The organism is Microbulbifer sp. NBRC 101763 (assembly GCF_040371615.1).
In the GTDB taxonomy this organism is placed as follows: domain Bacteria; phylum Pseudomonadota; class Gammaproteobacteria; order Pseudomonadales; family Cellvibrionaceae; genus Microbulbifer; species Microbulbifer variabilis.
The window spans coordinates 608,437-625,187 of sequence record NZ_BAABQV010000002.1 but is presented as its reverse complement, the minus strand read 5'-3'; the positions used below and the strand labels follow the sequence as shown (position 1 = coordinate 625,187).

At 50.4% G+C, this 16,751-nt stretch carries 15 protein-coding genes; 10 read left to right on the top strand and 5 right to left on the bottom strand.

Annotated features, from left to right (window positions below; genetic code table 11):
- The first annotated feature begins 13 nt into the window (after positions 1–13).
- The 3 genes from ABWV76_RS08065 (at position 14) to ABWV76_RS08055 (ending at position 3,091) form a co-directional block, all read left to right on the top strand.
- Complete coding sequence (locus ABWV76_RS08065; RefSeq protein WP_020414664.1) at positions 14–421, top strand: VOC family protein; 408 nt, start codon at positions 14–16, stop codon at positions 419–421.
- Between the two features lie 537 nt (positions 422–958).
- Entirely contained in the window at positions 959–1,669 is a 711-nt protein-coding gene (locus ABWV76_RS08060; RefSeq protein ID WP_353375715.1) for a LysE family translocator, read from the top strand.
- Positions 1,670–2,365: 696 nt separating this feature from the next.
- On the top strand, positions 2,366–3,091 hold the full coding sequence (locus tag ABWV76_RS08055) for a dienelactone hydrolase family protein (protein WP_020414661.1): 726 nt from the start codon (positions 2,366–2,368) through the stop codon (positions 3,089–3,091).
- A gap of 60 nt (positions 3,092–3,151) precedes the next feature.
- Here the strand turns inward: ABWV76_RS08055 and soxR are convergent, their stop codons facing one another.
- Complete coding sequence (gene soxR / locus ABWV76_RS08050) at positions 3,152–3,637, bottom strand: redox-sensitive transcriptional activator SoxR (protein WP_020414660.1); 486 nt, start codon at positions 3,635–3,637, stop codon at positions 3,152–3,154.
- Between the two features lie 87 nt (positions 3,638–3,724).
- Here soxR and ABWV76_RS08045 point away from each other — a divergent pair, with 87 nt between their 5' ends.
- The 5 genes from ABWV76_RS08045 (at position 3,725) to ABWV76_RS08025 (ending at position 7,366) form a co-directional block, all read left to right on the top strand.
- Positions 3,725–3,913 carry a hypothetical protein gene (locus ABWV76_RS08045; protein ID WP_282952495.1) on the top strand — a complete coding sequence of 63 codons (189 nt, stop codon included), beginning with the start codon at positions 3,725–3,727 and terminating at the stop codon, positions 3,911–3,913.
- The gene (locus tag ABWV76_RS08040; RefSeq protein ID WP_353375714.1) at positions 3,910–5,133 is read left to right on the top strand and encodes an MFS transporter; all 1,224 of its coding nucleotides are present in this window, start codon (positions 3,910–3,912) and stop codon (positions 5,131–5,133) included. Before ABWV76_RS08045 ends, ABWV76_RS08040 begins: the two co-directional genes overlap by 4 nt.
- Positions 5,134–5,196: 63 nt before the next feature.
- A complete protein-coding gene (locus tag ABWV76_RS08035; protein WP_282952492.1) occupies positions 5,197–6,162 on the top strand; it encodes an ABC transporter ATP-binding protein in 966 nt (321 codons plus the stop codon).
- Complete coding sequence (locus tag ABWV76_RS08030; RefSeq protein ID WP_020414656.1) at positions 6,159–6,920, top strand: ABC transporter permease; 762 nt, start codon at positions 6,159–6,161, stop codon at positions 6,918–6,920. Before ABWV76_RS08035 ends, ABWV76_RS08030 begins: the two co-directional genes overlap by 4 nt.
- 17 nt (positions 6,921–6,937) lie before the next feature.
- The gene (locus ABWV76_RS08025; RefSeq protein WP_020414655.1) at positions 6,938–7,366 is read left to right on the top strand and encodes a GFA family protein; all 429 of its coding nucleotides are present in this window, start codon (positions 6,938–6,940) and stop codon (positions 7,364–7,366) included.
- Positions 7,367–7,369: 3 nt separating this feature from the next.
- Here ABWV76_RS08025 and ABWV76_RS08020 read toward each other — a convergent pair whose 3' ends face one another.
- On the bottom strand, positions 7,370–8,002 hold the full coding sequence (locus tag ABWV76_RS08020) for a TetR/AcrR family transcriptional regulator (RefSeq protein ID WP_020414654.1): 633 nt from the start codon (positions 8,000–8,002) through the stop codon (positions 7,370–7,372).
- Positions 8,003–8,136: 134 nt separating this feature from the next.
- Between ABWV76_RS08020 and ABWV76_RS08015 the strand changes: the two genes are divergently transcribed.
- Both ABWV76_RS08015 and ABWV76_RS08010 read left to right on the top strand, forming a co-directional pair.
- On the top strand, positions 8,137–9,255 hold the full coding sequence (locus tag ABWV76_RS08015) for an efflux RND transporter periplasmic adaptor subunit (protein ID WP_353375712.1): 1,119 nt from the start codon (positions 8,137–8,139) through the stop codon (positions 9,253–9,255).
- Positions 9,256–9,370: 115 nt separating this feature from the next.
- Positions 9,371–12,481 carry an efflux RND transporter permease subunit gene (locus ABWV76_RS08010; RefSeq protein WP_353375711.1) on the top strand — a complete coding sequence of 1,037 codons (3,111 nt, stop codon included), beginning with the start codon at positions 9,371–9,373 and terminating at the stop codon, positions 12,479–12,481.
- Positions 12,482–12,599: 118 nt separating this feature from the next.
- On the opposite strand, the gene ABWV76_RS08005 is transcribed toward ABWV76_RS08010, so the two are convergent.
- The 3 genes from ABWV76_RS08005 to ABWV76_RS07995 all read right to left on the bottom strand — a co-directional run bounded on the left by ABWV76_RS08005 (position 12,600) and on the right by ABWV76_RS07995 (position 16,057).
- Complete coding sequence (locus ABWV76_RS08005) at positions 12,600–13,511, bottom strand: MBL fold metallo-hydrolase (protein ID WP_353375710.1); 912 nt, start codon at positions 13,509–13,511, stop codon at positions 12,600–12,602.
- Positions 13,512–13,561: 50 nt separating this feature from the next.
- Positions 13,562–14,473 (bottom strand): glycerophosphodiester phosphodiesterase family protein, encoded by a 912-nt coding sequence (locus ABWV76_RS08000; protein WP_353375709.1) that lies wholly within the window; start codon positions 14,471–14,473, stop codon positions 13,562–13,564.
- Positions 14,474–14,587: 114 nt separating this feature from the next.
- On the bottom strand, positions 14,588–16,057 hold the full coding sequence (locus ABWV76_RS07995; RefSeq protein ID WP_353375708.1) for a hypothetical protein: 1,470 nt from the start codon (positions 16,055–16,057) through the stop codon (positions 14,588–14,590).
- Between the last annotated feature and the right edge of the window lie 694 nt (positions 16,058–16,751).

Sequence of the window (16,751 nt, the reverse complement as noted above, 5' to 3'; positions counted from 1 at the left end):
ACACGGGGTTTCCATGTTCAAAATCGACCATATTGATCACGTGGTTTTACGCGTAAAATCACTAAGCGCTATGCGCGATTTTTATGAAGGAATCCTCGGCTGCAAGATGGAGCGGGAAAATGAAGACCTCGGGCTTTACCAGATGCGAGCCGGCAACTGCCTGATTGACCTGGTTCCGGTAGACCACTCCATTGGTTTAGCGGGAGGCTCAGCCCCAGGAAAAGAGGGACGAAACATGCATCACTTCTGCTTGCGTGTTGATCCTTTTAACCCAAGGGAAATTCACAAATACATGAGTGAAAATAATGTCGAAGCCTCCCCAGTAGAGCAGCGCTACGGAGCCGAAGGCATGGGGCCATCAATCTATATTTCAGATCCTGAGCACAATGTTATAGAGCTTAAGGGCCCGCCAACCACTTAGGGAACCCCGAAACAGCTTGATAATTTTCCAGTCCCGAAGAACAGAAATGTAAAAAACCTGAGATGGCTGATTACTCAGCCAATGAAGATTTTTTAGCAGCTTTCACGGATGGAATAGCAGCATTAAAGAAAAGCCCCTGGAGTATCCCGACATTTTAATCACAAACCACCTATCAAGCTCATTAAAAGCAGTATAACTACATTTTTTTGAAAAAAAGTCATTTAGGGAGCGGCAATTATTCTAGCCAGCTATTGATATACCAAAATCCTGAGTTAGTATCGCAACACAAAATATGATTATCACACAAAAACCACATACAATAGTGCACGCTGGCGAATGGAAATATTGAGCCTCCTATTCAATAATTGATGGCGCCCTGAGCATTAATAAGAGTGTTCACATCTATGGCTTAATATACTTGGGACGATTAGAGGATTATATCTTTATTACGCATCCCGAAAGGCCAAATTAAAGCCCACCATTTCAATATGGAATTCTTTCCTATAGAAAAAATGATTTAACTCACTTTGACCATTTATGAAAAAGCTGTTTTCAATCAACTTGCATGCAGCCCCAAAAAGGCTTTTACTGACGGATATCAATAATTATCAACAGGAAAGCTATATGTCTTTACTTTTAGCTATGTTCGGATTTTCTCTGGCCATGTCGATCACGCCGGGGCCAGTCAACATGGTAATTATTTCTTCCGGCGTCAATTATGGTTTTGGCCGGACAATGCCATTTGTTTCAGGAGCAACAATAGGATTTACCCTCTTATTGGCAGCCATTGGCTTCGGTTTTTATCAATTACTGGCTGTTTATCCCCAGTTTTTACAATATCTGGCCATACTGGGTTCGGCTTATGTGATATATATCGGTTATAAGATAGCAACGGCTTCTGATGCAACTATTGATATTGCAGAGCAGACTAAACCGAGATTCCATGAAGGATTTTTGTTGCAATGGCTTAACCCTAAAGCGTGGGTAGCCTGCATATCTGGAGTTGCACTATTCTCGAGTGCAGAAAGCCACTCCAGTTTAATGACCTTTGTACTAATCTACTTCCTCGTATGCTATACATCTTTGGCAATCTGGGCTCTGGCAGGAGATAGAGCTCGATTACTACTAGGTACCGAACACCGGGTAAAAGTATTTAACGGTATTATGGGGGGGCTTCTGATCCTTTGTGCGCTCTATCTCTTGTATACACAGCTCCTAACTGGACAATCCGGGCTCACCAATTTATAGAGCTCTTCTATTTTTGCCTTTAACCCCACTAATTTAGTGCAGGGTTATTTAAAAAAATTTTGGCCGACCAAAACTATGCAAATCAAGAAATGCTTTCATTATATATCGCCATTGACACCCTTATATAATTTAGTTAGCACTTCTAGCAATTTTTCTTGCTTAATTTCTGCTAGAAGCCCGTCTCTGAACTCACTATTTAAGAATAGCATCCAAATTCAGTATTAAATGAAATGACTTTATTGCTTTGCAGATGACGTAACTAAATATAATGTTTAAGTTCAACAAACGATAGGACTGTGCAATTGGACGCCAAGTAGATAATTTTGGCCTCTATCAGCTCTACACTTGTGTATGTCTGATTGATTTTGTGCCAGTGAATCAACCACTTGGCCTAAAAAGTGCGGCTACTCTGGGTGCTGGAATATGCAATTTACCTTCTTGCAGATCCTTTTTATCCTGGTACCACTCAACAATTTTTGCAATAAAATAACATTCAATCCTCATCTGTAGAGAAAAACTATGATACCGAGGATATGGGTTTTTCAGTATATTTTAATAATCTTGAAGTCAACATTACTAAATTGAAGGCGTTGATTGGCAAAATTATTTAATCAATTATCTCCTATAGAAACTTTGAGATTCAGACATTTTTATCAAGTAAGCTTACAATTTTCTCACAATTCAGGCCCTGAGATTATGGAAAATGAAGTCATAGATTATACGGTAAATGGTGATTCCTTTACCGGTTACCTCGCGTGGGACAGTGGTATTAACGAAAAGCGCCCCGGAGTCATTCTGGTACATGAGTGGTGGGGACATAATGCCTTTGTGAGGGAACAGGCAGACCGGCTGGCCGAACTTGGATACTACGCTTTTGCAGTGGACATGTTCGGTACCGGCAAACAAACCGATGACCCTGCCGAGGCGCAGAAATTCCATGATGAGGCCCTCAAAAGCCCCGTGGTTCTGGAAGCGCGTTTTCGTACAGCACTTTCGCTATTACAACAACACGCCGGTGTTGATCCCAATCGCATTGCTGCACAGGGATATTGTTTTGGTGGCGGCGTGGTATTAGCTATGGCACGCCTCGGCCTCGAGTTGCGTGGTGCCGTCAGCTTTCACGGTGCTCTGACCAGCGATGTTGTCGCGAAAAAAGGCAAGATCCAGGCCGAAATACAGGTCTATACCGGCGGTGCCGATGCCATGATTCCGCCCCAACAGGTCGGTGCTTTTGTTGAAGAGATGCAAGAAGCGGGAGCCAAGCTCACACTGGTGAGTTATCCAGGTGTACTGCACGGATTTACCAATCCCGCCGCAACTGAGCGAGGCGAGAAGTTCGGCCTACCACTCGCATATAACCAGGAAGCGGCAATGGATTCCTGGCAGGGCGCCCTGGATTTCTACCAAAAAATCTTCAACTGACAATGTTTGTGCCCGGTAAATTTACTACCGGGCACAAATCGCCTTTTAAATTTCAGAACTCTAATCTTCACTCAGATAGAGAGCACCTCTACCCTGCTCTGCCGCCTGGTCCCCTGGGTTGCGTAACGGGCAGTTATCCATAGAAAGGCACCCACAGCCTATACAACCTTCCAACCGATCGCGCAGCTGGGTCAGCTGGCGAATACGCTGGTCGAGGTCCTCACGCCAGCCTGCCGAGAGCTTGGCCCAATCTTTAGCTGTCGGCGTGCGTCCATTCGGAAGGGTTGCCAACGCCTGACGGATTTCGGCCAGTGGGATACCGGTACTCTGTGCCACCTTGATAATGGCCACACGCCGCAATACATCGCGGGAGTAGCGCCGTTGGTTACCACTGGTGCGCCAACTGCTAATCAGCCCCTTACTCTCATAAAAGTGGAGAGCGCTTACCGCTACATCACAGCGCTCTGCCACCTCTCCAACAGTCAACTCACGCCGGATACTTTGCCCCGGTTGGATAGCAGCTTTGTCATTTTTCGCCTTAGTCACCTAAAGGCCTCCCAAAACCATTGACCTCAATATTACTTGAGGTTTTACACTGCGCCGCGATCCAATGCAAGTAAAGGAAGGAAAGTGATGAACTGGAATCGTAAACAACCGAATCCGACTCTCCAGACACAGTCAGCACCGGGCTTCTTTCAACTGATGGTGGCAGCACAGAGCCTGAGCATCAGCCTGGTCAGAGAAACCAAGCAGCAAGAAAGTCCATCGGCTGCCAATACCGGGATCGGGTTGAATGCCTGCAAGGTCGGGGGCCAGTCATGAAAACTGTTGCTGCGATTGCAGTACCTGGTAATTTTACGGTTCCCACACCCCAGCGGCTGACGTTATTGTGCCTCGCAGCACTCACAATTATGTCCGGCGCTACTGTGGCGCCATCCCTGCCGGCCCTGGAAAACTATTTTTCCCAACACCCAGATAGTGCACTGCTGAGCCGGCTGGTTTTGAGTTTGCCCGCCCTGATGATCGCCATATTTGCACCTCTGGCCGGGATTATCTCAGACCGCTACGGAAGGCGCAGACTACTGCTATTGGCGGTAGGTCTGTATGGCTTTGCCGGGACTTCCGCTTTATTGCAAAACAGTCTGGAAGGAATTCTCGCCAGCCGCATTCTTCTGGGGGTGGCCGTAGCCGGCACAATGACCTCTGTCACTGCCTTGGTAGGAGATTATTTCACCCCCAGAGAGAGGCAGGTTTACATGGGGCAGCAAGGCGCTTTTATCAGCCTCGGGGGAGTTGTCTGTCTACTGGCCGGGGGATTACTGGCAGATCTGCATTGGCGTGGCCCTTTTGCCATTTACGGGGTTGCGCTGCTGTTGATTCCCGCGGTGCTGATCTACCTTCCTGAACCCAAACGCAGCTATACACTCAAAAAATCAAAAAGCATTGCAGAAAAAAAAATCTACTGGCTGGGATTCTCCGCCTTGCTCGGTGCTGCCATGCTGAACAGCCTGGCTTTTTTCCTGATCCCAACACAGCTGCCTTTCCTGCTGCAAGAGATCGGTGCCAGCTCTCCCAGTCAAGCCGGAGTAGCCATTGCTGCGGGTAATCTAATGGGCGCTCTCGCTTCGCTGACTCTGTTCCCACGTGCACACAAAATTTTTGGCAAATTTGGAATTTTCGCCTTCAGTTTTACCGTTATGGCCACCGGCATGGGGTTGATTTCCATAGCAGAATCTTTCTCTGGAATCATTATCGCCATGGCAATCTACGGTAGTGGTATGGGAACACTCATACCACATATTTTTTCTACAGGGTTGGAGTCAGCTACAGAAAATATGCGCGGGCGCATTTCGGGAGCGCTGACCGCCAGTGTATTTATTGGGCAATTTTTATCTCCTTTTCTCAGTCAGCCATGGGTTAATCACTTTGGTCTTGCAAGTGCCTTCTCTACAGTGGCTCTAGGGCTATTGTTACTGGCAGTTATAGCCCTGATAACCCACTGGCTTAAAACAAAAACATCCACTGAAATTAAATTGCGGTAGGATGTAGACCCGCCCGACAACGCAACGCCAAAGAAGTAACCGTAACTTTGGCAAGGAGAGAAAGTGAAACCTATTATTTCGATCCAGGGCCTCGGCAAAACCTATGCTGGAGGATTTACCGCCCTAAATAATGTCGACCTGGAAATTCAGCGTGGGGAAATCTTTGCCTTGCTTGGCCCCAATGGAGCTGGCAAAACCACCCTGATCAGCATTGTGTGTGGCATCGTCAACGCCAGTCAAGGCAGTATTCGCGTCAACGGGTTTGACATTCAGTCAGACTACCGCAAGGCCCGCAATGAGATCGGTTTGGTGCCGCAGGAAATTTCCACCGATGCCTTTGAAACCGTATGGGCTGCTGTGAAATTCAGTCGTGGCCTGTTCGGAAAATCCCCGAATCCCGCCTATCTGGAAAAGATTCTGCGGCAATTGTCTTTATGGGAAAAAAAGGACAATAAAATTATTACCCTGTCTGGTGGCATGAAGCGCCGCCTGATGATTGCTAAAGCGCTTTCCCATGAGCCGAATGTCTTATTCCTGGATGAACCCACCGCAGGTGTAGACGTAGAGTTGCGCCAGGATATGTGGGAGATGGTACGCGGACTAAAGGATTCAGGCGTCACCATTATCCTGACTACACACTATATCGAGGAGGCCGAGGAGATGGCCGATCGCGTCGGCGTCATCAATCATGGTGAACTGGTATTAGTGGAGGAGAAAAAAACCCTGATGCAGAAAATGGGTGAGAAGGAACTCAGCCTCAACCTGCCCGAGCCATTACAGAGAATTCCCGATGCCCTTGCCGACTTGCCTCTAAGCCTAAGCGGAGATGGCAGCCAACTGGTATACCGTTTCGATGTCAAAAGCGAAGACACTGGCATTGCGGAGTTTTTGCGCCGCCTCAATGCAGCCAGTATCGATTTTCGCGATCTACATACCAGAGAGAGTTCCCTGGAGGAAATCTTTGTCAACCTGGTGCACGGTGCGCGCAGGGAACGAGAGGAACAGCTAAGCAAGGAGACCCAGGAATGAACTGGTACGGAATCGCGGCGATTTACAAGTTTGAAATGGCGCGCACATGGCGTACTCTGATGCAGAGTATCGCCTCGCCGGTACTCTCCACCTCCCTCTATTTTATTGTGTTTGGCGCGGCCATCGGCTCGCGTATGGGGGACATTGACGGTGTTAGCTATGGAGCCTTTATTATCCCTGGCCTGATTATGCTGGCACTGTTAAGCGAGAGTATTTCCAATGCCTCTTTTGGTATTTTCTTTCCGAAGTTCTCAGGCACCATTTACGAAGTGCTATCCGCACCAGTATCGGCTTTCGAGGTTGTAGCCGGCTATGTGGGAGCTGCAGCATCCAAATCAATTATTCTCGGGCTCTTGATCCTGCTCACTGCACGCTTTTTTGTGGACTACGAAATTGTCCACCCCTTCTGGATGATCGTATTCCTGGTGCTGACTGCGGTCACTTTCAGCCTGTTTGGTTTTATCATCGGTATCTGGGCGGATGATTTCCAGAAACTGCAAATTATTCCGCTAATGATTATTACCCCCCTGACTTTTCTGGGTGGAGCTTTTTACTCCATTAGTATGCTGCCGGAAATCTGGCAGAAAATTACCCTGTTTAACCCGGTGGTCTACCTGATCAGCAGTTTCCGCTGGGCGTTTTATGGGGTTGCCGATGTAAACCTGGGCCTCAGCGTGGGAATGATCCTTCTTTTTCTTCTCCTTTGCCTGACAACTATCTGGTGGATTTTCCGCACCGGCTACCGGATTAAAACCTGATCAGTGAGATTTTAGGGATGGGGGAAATTCACGAGGGTGGCTGTGCCTGTGACGCCGTGCATTTTCGCGCCGCTGGCACTCCTCACCGAGTGAGCCTCTGTTCCTGTAGCTGGTGCCGAAAACGTACCGGCAGTCTAATCGGCGTGTCGGTGTATTTTGACAAGGCCAACGTAGAGTTCATCCGAGGCAAGTTGAAAAGTCACCAGTTAATATCCGATGCGAATCGCTGGATAGAGTGCCAGTTCTGCATCAGCTGTGGCAGTGCCGTTACCTGGACCCTGGAATTTCTGCCTAGGTATCGCGGTATTGCCGGAGGCGCCTTCGACGACCCGGTATTTATTCAGCCAGAACGCTACGTCTACTACCAAAATAAACCGGACTGGCTGGAAATAAATAGAGATATCAGCCGCTGCCCGATGATGGCGGGCCGCACCGACCAATATTAGAAATCAACGGTAACCGCGCATAAACAGTGCCACCGCCTTGCGCACCCGCTCGCGTCGCTCCTCCTCTGCCTGCACCTCACAGCAGCCGATCAATACACGCATATGCCGGCAACCCAGCAATATACCCATAAAGTCCTCAGCGGCCTCGGCCGGGTCCTCCACCCTCAACTTACCCATCTCGGTAGCACGGCGCAGCAACTGCTCAATATCCTTCAGAATTCGCTGAGGACCCGCATCGAAAAACAGCTGTGCCAGTTTTGATTCCTGCGCGGCCAGTGCGCACAAAAGCCGTAACAAGCGAATGCTATCTTCGCTGTCCACCATGCTCAGGAAGGCTTGGCCAATGCGCTCCAGTACTTCTGCCACCGAATCCCCCTCCTCCAGGTCGAAAATAGGCAGGGGCATCATCATCTCGCAGCGGGAAGTGATCGCAGCACTGAACAGCGTCTCTTTATCAGAGAAGTGGCTGTACACCGTCAGTTTCGATACACCCGCAGCAGAGGCCACCGCATCCACACTGGTTGCGGCAAAACCTTTGGTCAGAAACAGCTCCTTGGCTGCATCGAGAATTGCCTGGCGTTTGGCCAGATCCTTGGGACGCCCGCGCTGGGCAGCCGCCTGAGACTGTTCAGACATAGCACTCCATATACTGGACTCACCAGTTTAATAAATTTACTATACTCGCCAGTATAACATTACCGGCCGCCCGGCCATGACTCGTCCACTTCTGGACTTACCTTGTCGCCTCGCCGCCGAGGAAGGGAGCCCCTATGTACCGACCGCTACTCTTCACCGCGCTGTCGTTCAGCCTGCTGTTGTCCGCCTGCGCGCCATCGGAGCCCACCGAACAGCAAGAAAAACCCCGCCCAGCAGTAATGGTCCAACCCCAGGTGGCCAGCGCACAGATGGATGTATATCCCGGCGAGGTACGCGCCCGCTTCGAACCCGCCTTAGCCTTCCGCATCAGTGGCAAATTGCAGCGGCGCCTGGTTAATGTGGGCGACCGCGTTGAGCAGGGGCAGGCATTGGCCGAACTGGATACCGAGGACCTGCTCCTGCAGCTGGATTCTGCGCGCGCACACCTCACCTCTGCCGAAGCCGACCAGCGCTTGGCGAGCAGCGAGTTAGAGCGTCACCGTAAACTATTGGAACGCCAGCTGGTCAGCCACTCACAGTTCGATGCGGTGGAAACCCGCTTCGAAGCCAGCGATGCGCGTCTGCAACAGGCCAGGGCGCAACTGGATGTAGCGCGCAACCAGGCCACTTACGCAGAACTGAAGGCGCCTGAGAGCGGAGTGATCGCCCGCCGTATGGCTGAAGCAGGCCAGGTTGTCGCCGCTGGCCAGGGGGTTTTCGAGCTGGCCGCCGACGGTGAACGCGAGGTGCGCATCGATTTGCCGGAGCAGGCAATTGGTCATTTCCGCGTCGGCCAGCCACTGACCGTGGAACTTTGGTCGCAACCAGGTAAATCCTTTCCCGCCCTGGTGCGTGAGCTATCCCCCGCCGCAGATCCAGTATCCCGCACCTTTGAAGCACGCGTGGCTTTTACCGATAAAACCACCGGCATTGAAATAGGCCAGAGCGCCAGGGTCTTCGTTCCCAAAGCAGCAGCTACCGATGTTTTACAGGTCCCCATGTCAGCAGTGAGCGCCGATGAAGGCAAAGCCTTCGTATGGGTACTGAACCGCGAGCAGCAAATCCTGCATAAAACCGAAATCACTGTGGGGCCCTATGGCCAGGAGTTTGTACCAGTTTTCTCCGGCCTGCGCGCCGATGATTGGGTCGTTGCCGCCGGCACTCACCTTCTACTGGAAGGACAACAGGTTCGCCCAGTGGATCGCATGAACCGCCCAATCGATCCAGACCGGGCCCTCGCGCGCCAGGACTGAGTGGCGGCCGCACTCAGAAAAGAATCTGACCGAGCGCGCAGCAAAAGGCGCTGCTACGAATTTGCCGAAATACGGCTTGCTCGATAGGGCCGTACTTCAACACAGAGAAATTGCCATGGGTTTTAACCTTTCCGAATGGGCACTGAAAAATCGCCCGCTGGTACTCTACGCCATGATCGTACTGGGGCTGCTTGGCGCGGCCTCTTACACGCAACTTGGGCAAAGTGAAGACCCGCCCTTCACCTTCAAGGTAATGGTGATCAATACCCTTTGGCCCGGCGCCAGTGCCGAAGAGGTATCCCGTCAAATTACCGAGCGGGTAGAGAAAAAACTACTGGAGACTGGCGACTACCAACGCATCTCCTCTTTCTCCCGCCCCGGCCAATCCCAGGTGCTGTTTGTCGCCCGCGACGATATGCATTCGCGGGATATTCCCGATCTCTGGTACCAGGTACGCAAAAAGGTCAGTGATATCCGCCACACCCTGCCACCGGATATCCAGGGCCCATTTTTTAACGACGAATTCGGCACCACTTTCGGCAATATCTACGCACTGACCGGCAGCGGCTTCGATTACGCCCTGATGAAAGACTATGCCGAGCGCCTGCAGTTGGCACTGCAGCGGGTCAAGAATGTGGGCAAGGTGGAATTACTGGGTCTGCAGGACGAAAAAATCTGGGTGGAAATTTCCAACACCAAGCTCGCCTCCCTGGGTATTCCCCTCACCGCAGTGCAAAGCGCACTGCAATCGCAAAACCAGGTCGCTGATGCCGGCTTTGTAGATACAGTGAGCGACCGTGTGCGTATTCGCGTGAGCGGCCAGTTTCACTCGGTCGATGAAATTCGCCGCTTCCCCATCACCGCCGGTGGGCGCACCCAGAGGCTGGGTGATATTGCCGAAGTACACCGCGGTTTCAGCGATCCTGCACAACCGCGCATGCGCTTTATGGGCGAAGACGCCATCGGCTTGGCCGTATCCATGAAAGAAGGCGGTGATATCCTCAAGCTGGGCAAACAGTTGGACACTACTTTTGCAGAGCTGCAGGAAGACCTGCCGATCGGCATGCAATTGCGTAAGGTGTCCGACCAGCCTGCGGCTGTAAAACGTGGTGTGGGTGAGTTCCTGCAGGTATTGGCAGAGGCGCTGGGCATCGTCCTATTAGTGAGCTTCTTCTCCCTCGGTACCCGCCCCGGCTTGATAGTAGCGCTATCGATACCATTGGTGCTGGCCATGACATTCGCATTAATGAATTACTTCAATATTGGCCTGCACAAGATTTCCCTGGGCGCCCTGGTACTCGCCCTTGGCCTGATGGTGGACGATGCCATTATCGCCGTGGAAATGATGGCCATCAAAATGGAACAGGGGCTCAGCCGACTAAAAGCGGCCGGCTTCGCCTGGACCAGTACCGCCTTCCCCATGCTCACCGGTACCTTAATCACCGCCGCCGGTTTCCTACCCATCGCCACGGCCGAATCCGGCACTGGGGAATACACCCGCTCGATCTTCCAGGTAGTCACGCTTTCCCTGGTTGTTTCCTGGATTGCCGCAGTAGTATTCGTGCCTTACCTGGGACATTACCTGCTGCCCAATTTAGCTCGCCATGATCACAGCGGTGAGGTTCAGGACCCCTACCAGAAGCCCTTCTATCAGCGCTTCCGCCGCCTGATCACTTGGTGCCTGCGCCACCGCAAAACTGTCATAGTGGCAACCCTGGCGATCTTTATCGGTTCCCTGGCCTTGTTCCGTCTGGTGCCACAACAGTTCTTCCCCTCTTCCGGGCGTTTGGAGCTATTAGTAGATCTCAAGCTGGCCGAAGGTGCCTCACTGAAATCCACCGAGTTCCAGGCCAAGCGGCTGGAAACCCTGCTGGATAAAAACGACCTGGTGGAAAACTATGTGGTGTATGTGGGCACCGGTTCGCCGCGTTTCTACCTGCCACTGAACCAGCAACTTCCTGCAGCCAGCTTTGCCCAGTTTGTAGTGATGACCCGCAGTATTGAGGAGCGCGAGCAGGTTCGCAGCTGGCTGATCGAAACCATGGCGGAGGAATTCCCCACCCTGCGTAGCCGGGTATCCCGCCTGGAAAATGGACCACCGGTTGGCTATCCGGTGCAGTTTCGTATCTCCGGTGAACATATTGGTGAAGTGCGCAGCCTGGCCCGCCAGGTTGCCGAGCGTGTGCGGGAAAATTCCAAGGTTACCAACGTACATCTGGACTGGGAGGAGCCCAGTAAAACCGTCAATCTGAATATCGATCAGGACCGCGCACGCACCATGGGTGTGAACAGCGCCTCGCTTTCCCGTGCCCTGCAAAGCTCACTCACCGGTATTACCGTTAGCCAATACCGCGAAGACAACGAACTGATTGACGTACGAGTGCGCGGCGATGAGCAGGAGCGCTACGCTCTCAGCCAACTGGGCAATCTGGCGGTGCAAACCGACAGCGGCCGCAGTGTCCCCCTCAACCAGATTGCCACCCTGGAGTACGGCTTCGAGGAAGGGATTATCTGGCACCGCGATCGCCTGCCCACGGTCACAGTGCGCGCAGACATTTATGGTGAAGAACTGCCCGCTAATGTTGTAAATGAAGTATGGCCGCGCCTGCAGAATATTCGTGAGCAATTGCCACCGGGCTACCTGCTGGAAATTGGTGGCAGTGTGGAGGAATCCGAGCGCGGACAAAAATCAGTGAATGCCGGTATGCCGCTGTTTGTGTTGGTGGTATTTACCCTGCTGATGCTGCAGCTGCGCAGCATGTCCCTGTCTACGATGGTCTTCCTCACCGCGCCTTTGGGACTGATCGGGGTTACCTTGTTCCTGCTGCTGTTCGGCAAACCCTTCGGTTTTGTCGCCATGCTAGGCACCATTGCCCTGGCCGGTATGATTATGCGCAACTCCGTCATTCTGGTGGATCAGATACAGCAGGATATCAGCCAGGGCTTGAGTGCCTGGGAGGCAATTATTGAGTCCACTGTGCGGCGTTTCCGCCCAATCGTTTTAACCGCCCTGACTGCGGTATTAGCGATGATCCCACTGTCGCGCAGTGACTTCTTCGGCCCCATGGCTGTTGCCATTATGGGGGGATTGATCGTAGCTACCGCCTTGACCCTGATCTTCCTGCCAGCCCTGTATGCCGCCTGGTTCCGGGTGCGAGAGGAGAAAACAGAGACTGAGGTAGAAATTCCAACGGAGTTAAATGGTGCTGAGCCGCAGGTATCCTGATAATCGCTGACACCCTAATAAAAAGACTCAAGTAAAAACCAAAAGAAAAAAGGCCCGGATATTTACATCCAGGCCTTTTTTCATTCAGCAGCTTTTAATCACCACCATCAACATACGATTAAGACTTCTTGGATTTTGCAGCCAGAGAGTCATACACAATACCGGTCCAAATATCCGGGGCCATAAAACCCTGTCCATACTGATCATCGAAATCCTTGGTGGGCTTGGCAGCAATGACTTGATCGCGACTTTGACCACTATCGACCAATTTCTGAATGCGATCCCTCAGGGTCTCCAGCATATCCCGTTGCACTTTTAACTCCGCAGGATTACTCAGAGGACCATGTCCGGGAATGATTTTTGTGTTTTTACCAGAAAGCGCCAATGCGGTGTCCATAGCTTCAATCATGCCATTCACCGAACCACCAGAAGAAAGATCGATAAATGGATAAGTGCCATTGAAATAGATATCGCCCATATGAATCACATCGGCTTTGGCGAAATGCACAATAGAATCACCATCGGTATGGGCTGGGCCGACATGCTGTACCTTAACCTCATCACCATTCCAGTGAAAAGTGGTGGCATCGGTAAAGGTGATTACCGGTAGTGCTGCTGGCGGTGAGGGCTCAACCTTACGCTTAAAAGCCTCTATAAACTGTTCGGTACTCACACGTTTGCGCACATTCTCATGGGCAACGATCAGGGCACCACTTTTACCCAGGTTTTCATTGCCGCCGGTATGATCGCCGTGCCAATGGGTATTGATCACAAAGCGCAGCGGCTGATCTGCCAAACCCGCCACCGCTTTCTGTATTTTTGCAGTGAGTGGTGCATATTGGTCATCCACCATAAAGGTGCCGTCCTCTCCGACCAGTACTGCGATATTGCCACCAGCCCCCTGGAGCATATATACATTACCTGCCACCGGCTCACTGCTAATTTCGATCTTGGCAAAGCGGTCTTCGGCCAATAGCGGGGTGCTGATTAGAGACGCTAACAGCACCGCAATAGCTGCAATCTGCTTCATGAATATTTCTCTGTTTTTATTGTCATATTGCTACAGTGATATTACTCAATTCAGGACGCCTGCTCTAGCTGCTTAGGCTCGCCCTTTGCTTCCTGACCGGACAACATGGCCATTAATATATCAGGGCGGTCGGTAACAATACCATCCACGCCCAGGTCGATGTAGCGTTGTAGATCGGCCCGCCCGTTTGCTGTCCACACAGAAACATGCAGGTTGAGTTTGTGTGCCGCACGCATAGTACCCGCAGTTACCACATCCAATCCAAAGTGGAACATTGGCAACTGCATTGTCTGATAGTGAGGGGCCAGCAGGCCTTCCGCTCGAATCAATTGAGCAAAATACAATAGTGCCGCTTCCCAGGTCACTGCGCCTGTAGCAACATCCGGACTGAGACGCCTGAAGGCACGAACAACTCCATGATGAAAGGAAGAAACAATCACCTGCCCATGCTTTTCCTTCGTCTGTAATACCTCGCTCAAAACCTCTGCGGCAGCGTATTTAGCGCTTTTTAACTCCAGAATCAGAGGAGTATCACCCACTTCCTCCAATGCCTCTTCAATAGTAATAATTGTCAGAGGATTCTCACGATAGGGATAGCTCTCTCCATCGGGGCTCCAATGATAAGCAATATTTAACTCGCGCAACTGGGCAAGGGTCATATCCTCAACAGAACCACTGCCATCTGAAGAGTCTTTCAACTCAGGATCATGTAATAAAACCAGATGGCCATCGGCGGTAAGCCAGAGGTCCACTTCGATACCATCGACACCCAGCTCCACCATTTTTTGTAAATACAACGAGGTATTACCGGGATACAGACCGTTGCTGCAATCATTACCATGGGAAATCACCATAGGGTTACGTGTATGTGTAAGCCGCAATGCCGATTTTTTCGCAGGTCTTGATCTGGCGTAAATCATCAGCACGATCAACAGACCAGCAAAGATCAACAACATAGACATGAATCAATACCATTTATACGCGACAAAGAAACAGTTGCCCTGGCATACCAAACACCGCTTGCAGACACAGTCAATACACAAAATCCAATAAAAGTCCTTATACCACGTAGAATTTCAACCATTGACAGCTGGCTCGGCCATTAGCTCTTCTCCAGCTCTCTCATTATTTTCCGTAGTATTCTCTTTCCCGCCACTGCCCTTATTAGCTCTCTCTTTCCAGTAGTGAAGCAATACATCCTGTAACCACAAAGGAAAAAAAATCACCAAATCATAAAAACGATTTAACAGTATGCCAGTATGCATTACTGAAGTGGCCAAAAGGCGCAGCCCACCACAAAGCAGACGTAAACTGAGCACCAGGCAGGTGCCTATTACAGTACGCGCAGAGGAGATAAATTGCTCCAATGGAATTGCAGTAAAAGCCAGAATTAAAGGAAGGATAAAACCAAGCCCCATCTGCGTCAGAGAAACAGGCCAATAAGTCCCCATTCCCGCCATCATCGGCAAAGCCTCACCTGCACTGGCAGCCAGCAGCTGGTCATACTGTAAAAGTAATTCACGCGTAAATGCCAAGCAGGCCTCTACCATAGAAAAAAGTAGCAACAGTGCCAAAGCAGCCCAGTTCAAACGACGCCGGATATTATCTGACAAGGTATTGATCGCCGGAAACATCCGTGTGACTTGCAAGCATTCCATCACCATGATTCCAAGGCTCACCTGTAAAAAGATAAGTACGTAGGCGACAATATCTGTAACAACAAAACTACCGAGAAAACTATTACCACCCAATATTTCTGCTACCGGGCGCGCGATTAACTGAAAATTAACAGAAATACCAGCCACCGCCACCATTAAAGCCGTGGAAGCAATTAAAAATCGGCCCATGGAAGAGGCTGACAGAAAGCGCACACTACGATCACTTTCCTGCAAAATTTCCTCATAGCGCTCCATGTGTAAGTCCAGGGCTTTAGCACGCCGAATGACCGACTCTACATTTTTATTGATTCTCCCCAGTGTGATTAGCATTGCACGCCAACTGGGCATCATTCGTTTCAGTAACTGATGTCGCTCACGAGTAGATTCCCGATAAGACTCCAGAGCCTTGGATTCCGCCTTTCGCATGGAGTGATTAATCGTTTCCAGCACGTCTGCCACAACAGAATCATCCTGGGCGGGAATTTCTGATACGGAGCGAATAGCACGAGCCCAGTTGGAGGGTTCAGGAGGCACTTCAGCACTGCGTACATAGTCTTCATCGATAGATGTCAGCTGCTCGCACAAACGACGGTGAAGTGTTGGATATTGCGCCAACTCTCTCTTCATTGCCCCTTCTATACGCTCAAATTCCCTTTCGATATGACGCTCTGCCGTCGCCCTGCCAGCTGCCAGCAAAACTTCTCGATTGCGCTCAAGGAGAGTCTGCTCTGCGGTGCCCAATGCACCAGCCGCAAGGCGCAGGGAACGATAACTAAAGCGCGCCAGAGCATATATAGCCCTATGTACCGGCCTCCTGGCAAGGAACATTGCGAAAAGGCCGAATAGGAGCCAAAGCCACAGCGGCAAACTATTGATTAATGGACTCACGATGTTAGCTCCCTAGCGACAATTCAATTGCCCATCCTATCAGCTAGCAGTCACACAATCGCCCAAAATGTCACAGTTTATATTGCTATAAGACGACATCACCCTATCAGAGATAAATCCAGACAAAATGGTACCAGGGTATCTATTTCAACAAGATAAACCGGCATCGAAATAGCATTTGCAGCATTAATGTATTGAATTACCCAATAGTGTTTATTCGCACGCCACACCTTCTCAAATTACAATGCCGACAAATTCTCGGGAAAGAGTCCTCCTCAAATATTCACTAACCAGGCAGTATTCCCAGATAAAAAATGACTCAGGAAATTCTCCAAATATTAAGCACCAATAAAGCGAAGCATTCAGAATAAAAAGAGGTAGGACTGAGAAGCTAAAGACGCAAATGACACAGCAAAAAATCACGACCAGGGAGAAGTGTTTTTGGGAAAATGACACTCAGGGATACATGAGAACAATTTTCACAGATAGTTCCACCAATAAAAAATAACTGCGACATTTTCTTAATGTGGTTTTTTTATAACTGAAAATAAGGCATCTATTTTTCCAAGCCGTCCCACCCCACGTCTACACTCCAAACTAAATTCTCACTGGGTGAGTCATTTTCCCTAAGTACAAAAAGGGAATATGCGTAAGCAGGGATGCCTTCAAAAGAGGCATCAAAAGCCAATCAGGA

Excerpts from the sequence above, each read along its gene's own strand:
- ABWV76_RS08065 (WP_020414664.1), top strand. The coding sequence starts at position 14 with ATGTTCAAAATCGACCATATTGATCACGTGGTTTTACGCGTAAAATCA.
- ABWV76_RS08060 (WP_353375715.1), top strand. The coding sequence starts at position 959 with ATGAAAAAGCTGTTTTCAATCAACTTGCATGCAGCCCCAAAAAGGCTT.
- ABWV76_RS08055 (WP_020414661.1), top strand. The coding sequence starts at position 2,366 with ATGGAAAATGAAGTCATAGATTATACGGTAAATGGTGATTCCTTTACC.
- ABWV76_RS08045 (WP_282952495.1), top strand. The coding sequence starts at position 3,725 with ATGAACTGGAATCGTAAACAACCGAATCCGACTCTCCAGACACAGTCA.
- ABWV76_RS08040 (WP_353375714.1), top strand. The coding sequence starts at position 3,910 with ATGAAAACTGTTGCTGCGATTGCAGTACCTGGTAATTTTACGGTTCCC.
- ABWV76_RS08030 (WP_020414656.1), top strand. The coding sequence starts at position 6,159 with ATGAACTGGTACGGAATCGCGGCGATTTACAAGTTTGAAATGGCGCGC.
- ABWV76_RS08025 (WP_020414655.1), top strand. The coding sequence starts at position 6,938 with ATGGGGGAAATTCACGAGGGTGGCTGTGCCTGTGACGCCGTGCATTTT.
- ABWV76_RS08020 (WP_020414654.1), bottom strand. The coding sequence starts at position 8,002 with ATGTCTGAACAGTCTCAGGCGGCTGCCCAGCGCGGGCGTCCCAAGGAT.
- ABWV76_RS08015 (WP_353375712.1), top strand. The coding sequence starts at position 8,137 with ATGTACCGACCGCTACTCTTCACCGCGCTGTCGTTCAGCCTGCTGTTG.
- ABWV76_RS08010 (WP_353375711.1), top strand. The coding sequence starts at position 9,371 with ATGGGTTTTAACCTTTCCGAATGGGCACTGAAAAATCGCCCGCTGGTA.
- ABWV76_RS08005 (WP_353375710.1), bottom strand. The coding sequence starts at position 13,511 with ATGAAGCAGATTGCAGCTATTGCGGTGCTGTTAGCGTCTCTAATCAGC.
- ABWV76_RS08000 (WP_353375709.1), bottom strand. The coding sequence starts at position 14,473 with ATGTCTATGTTGTTGATCTTTGCTGGTCTGTTGATCGTGCTGATGATT.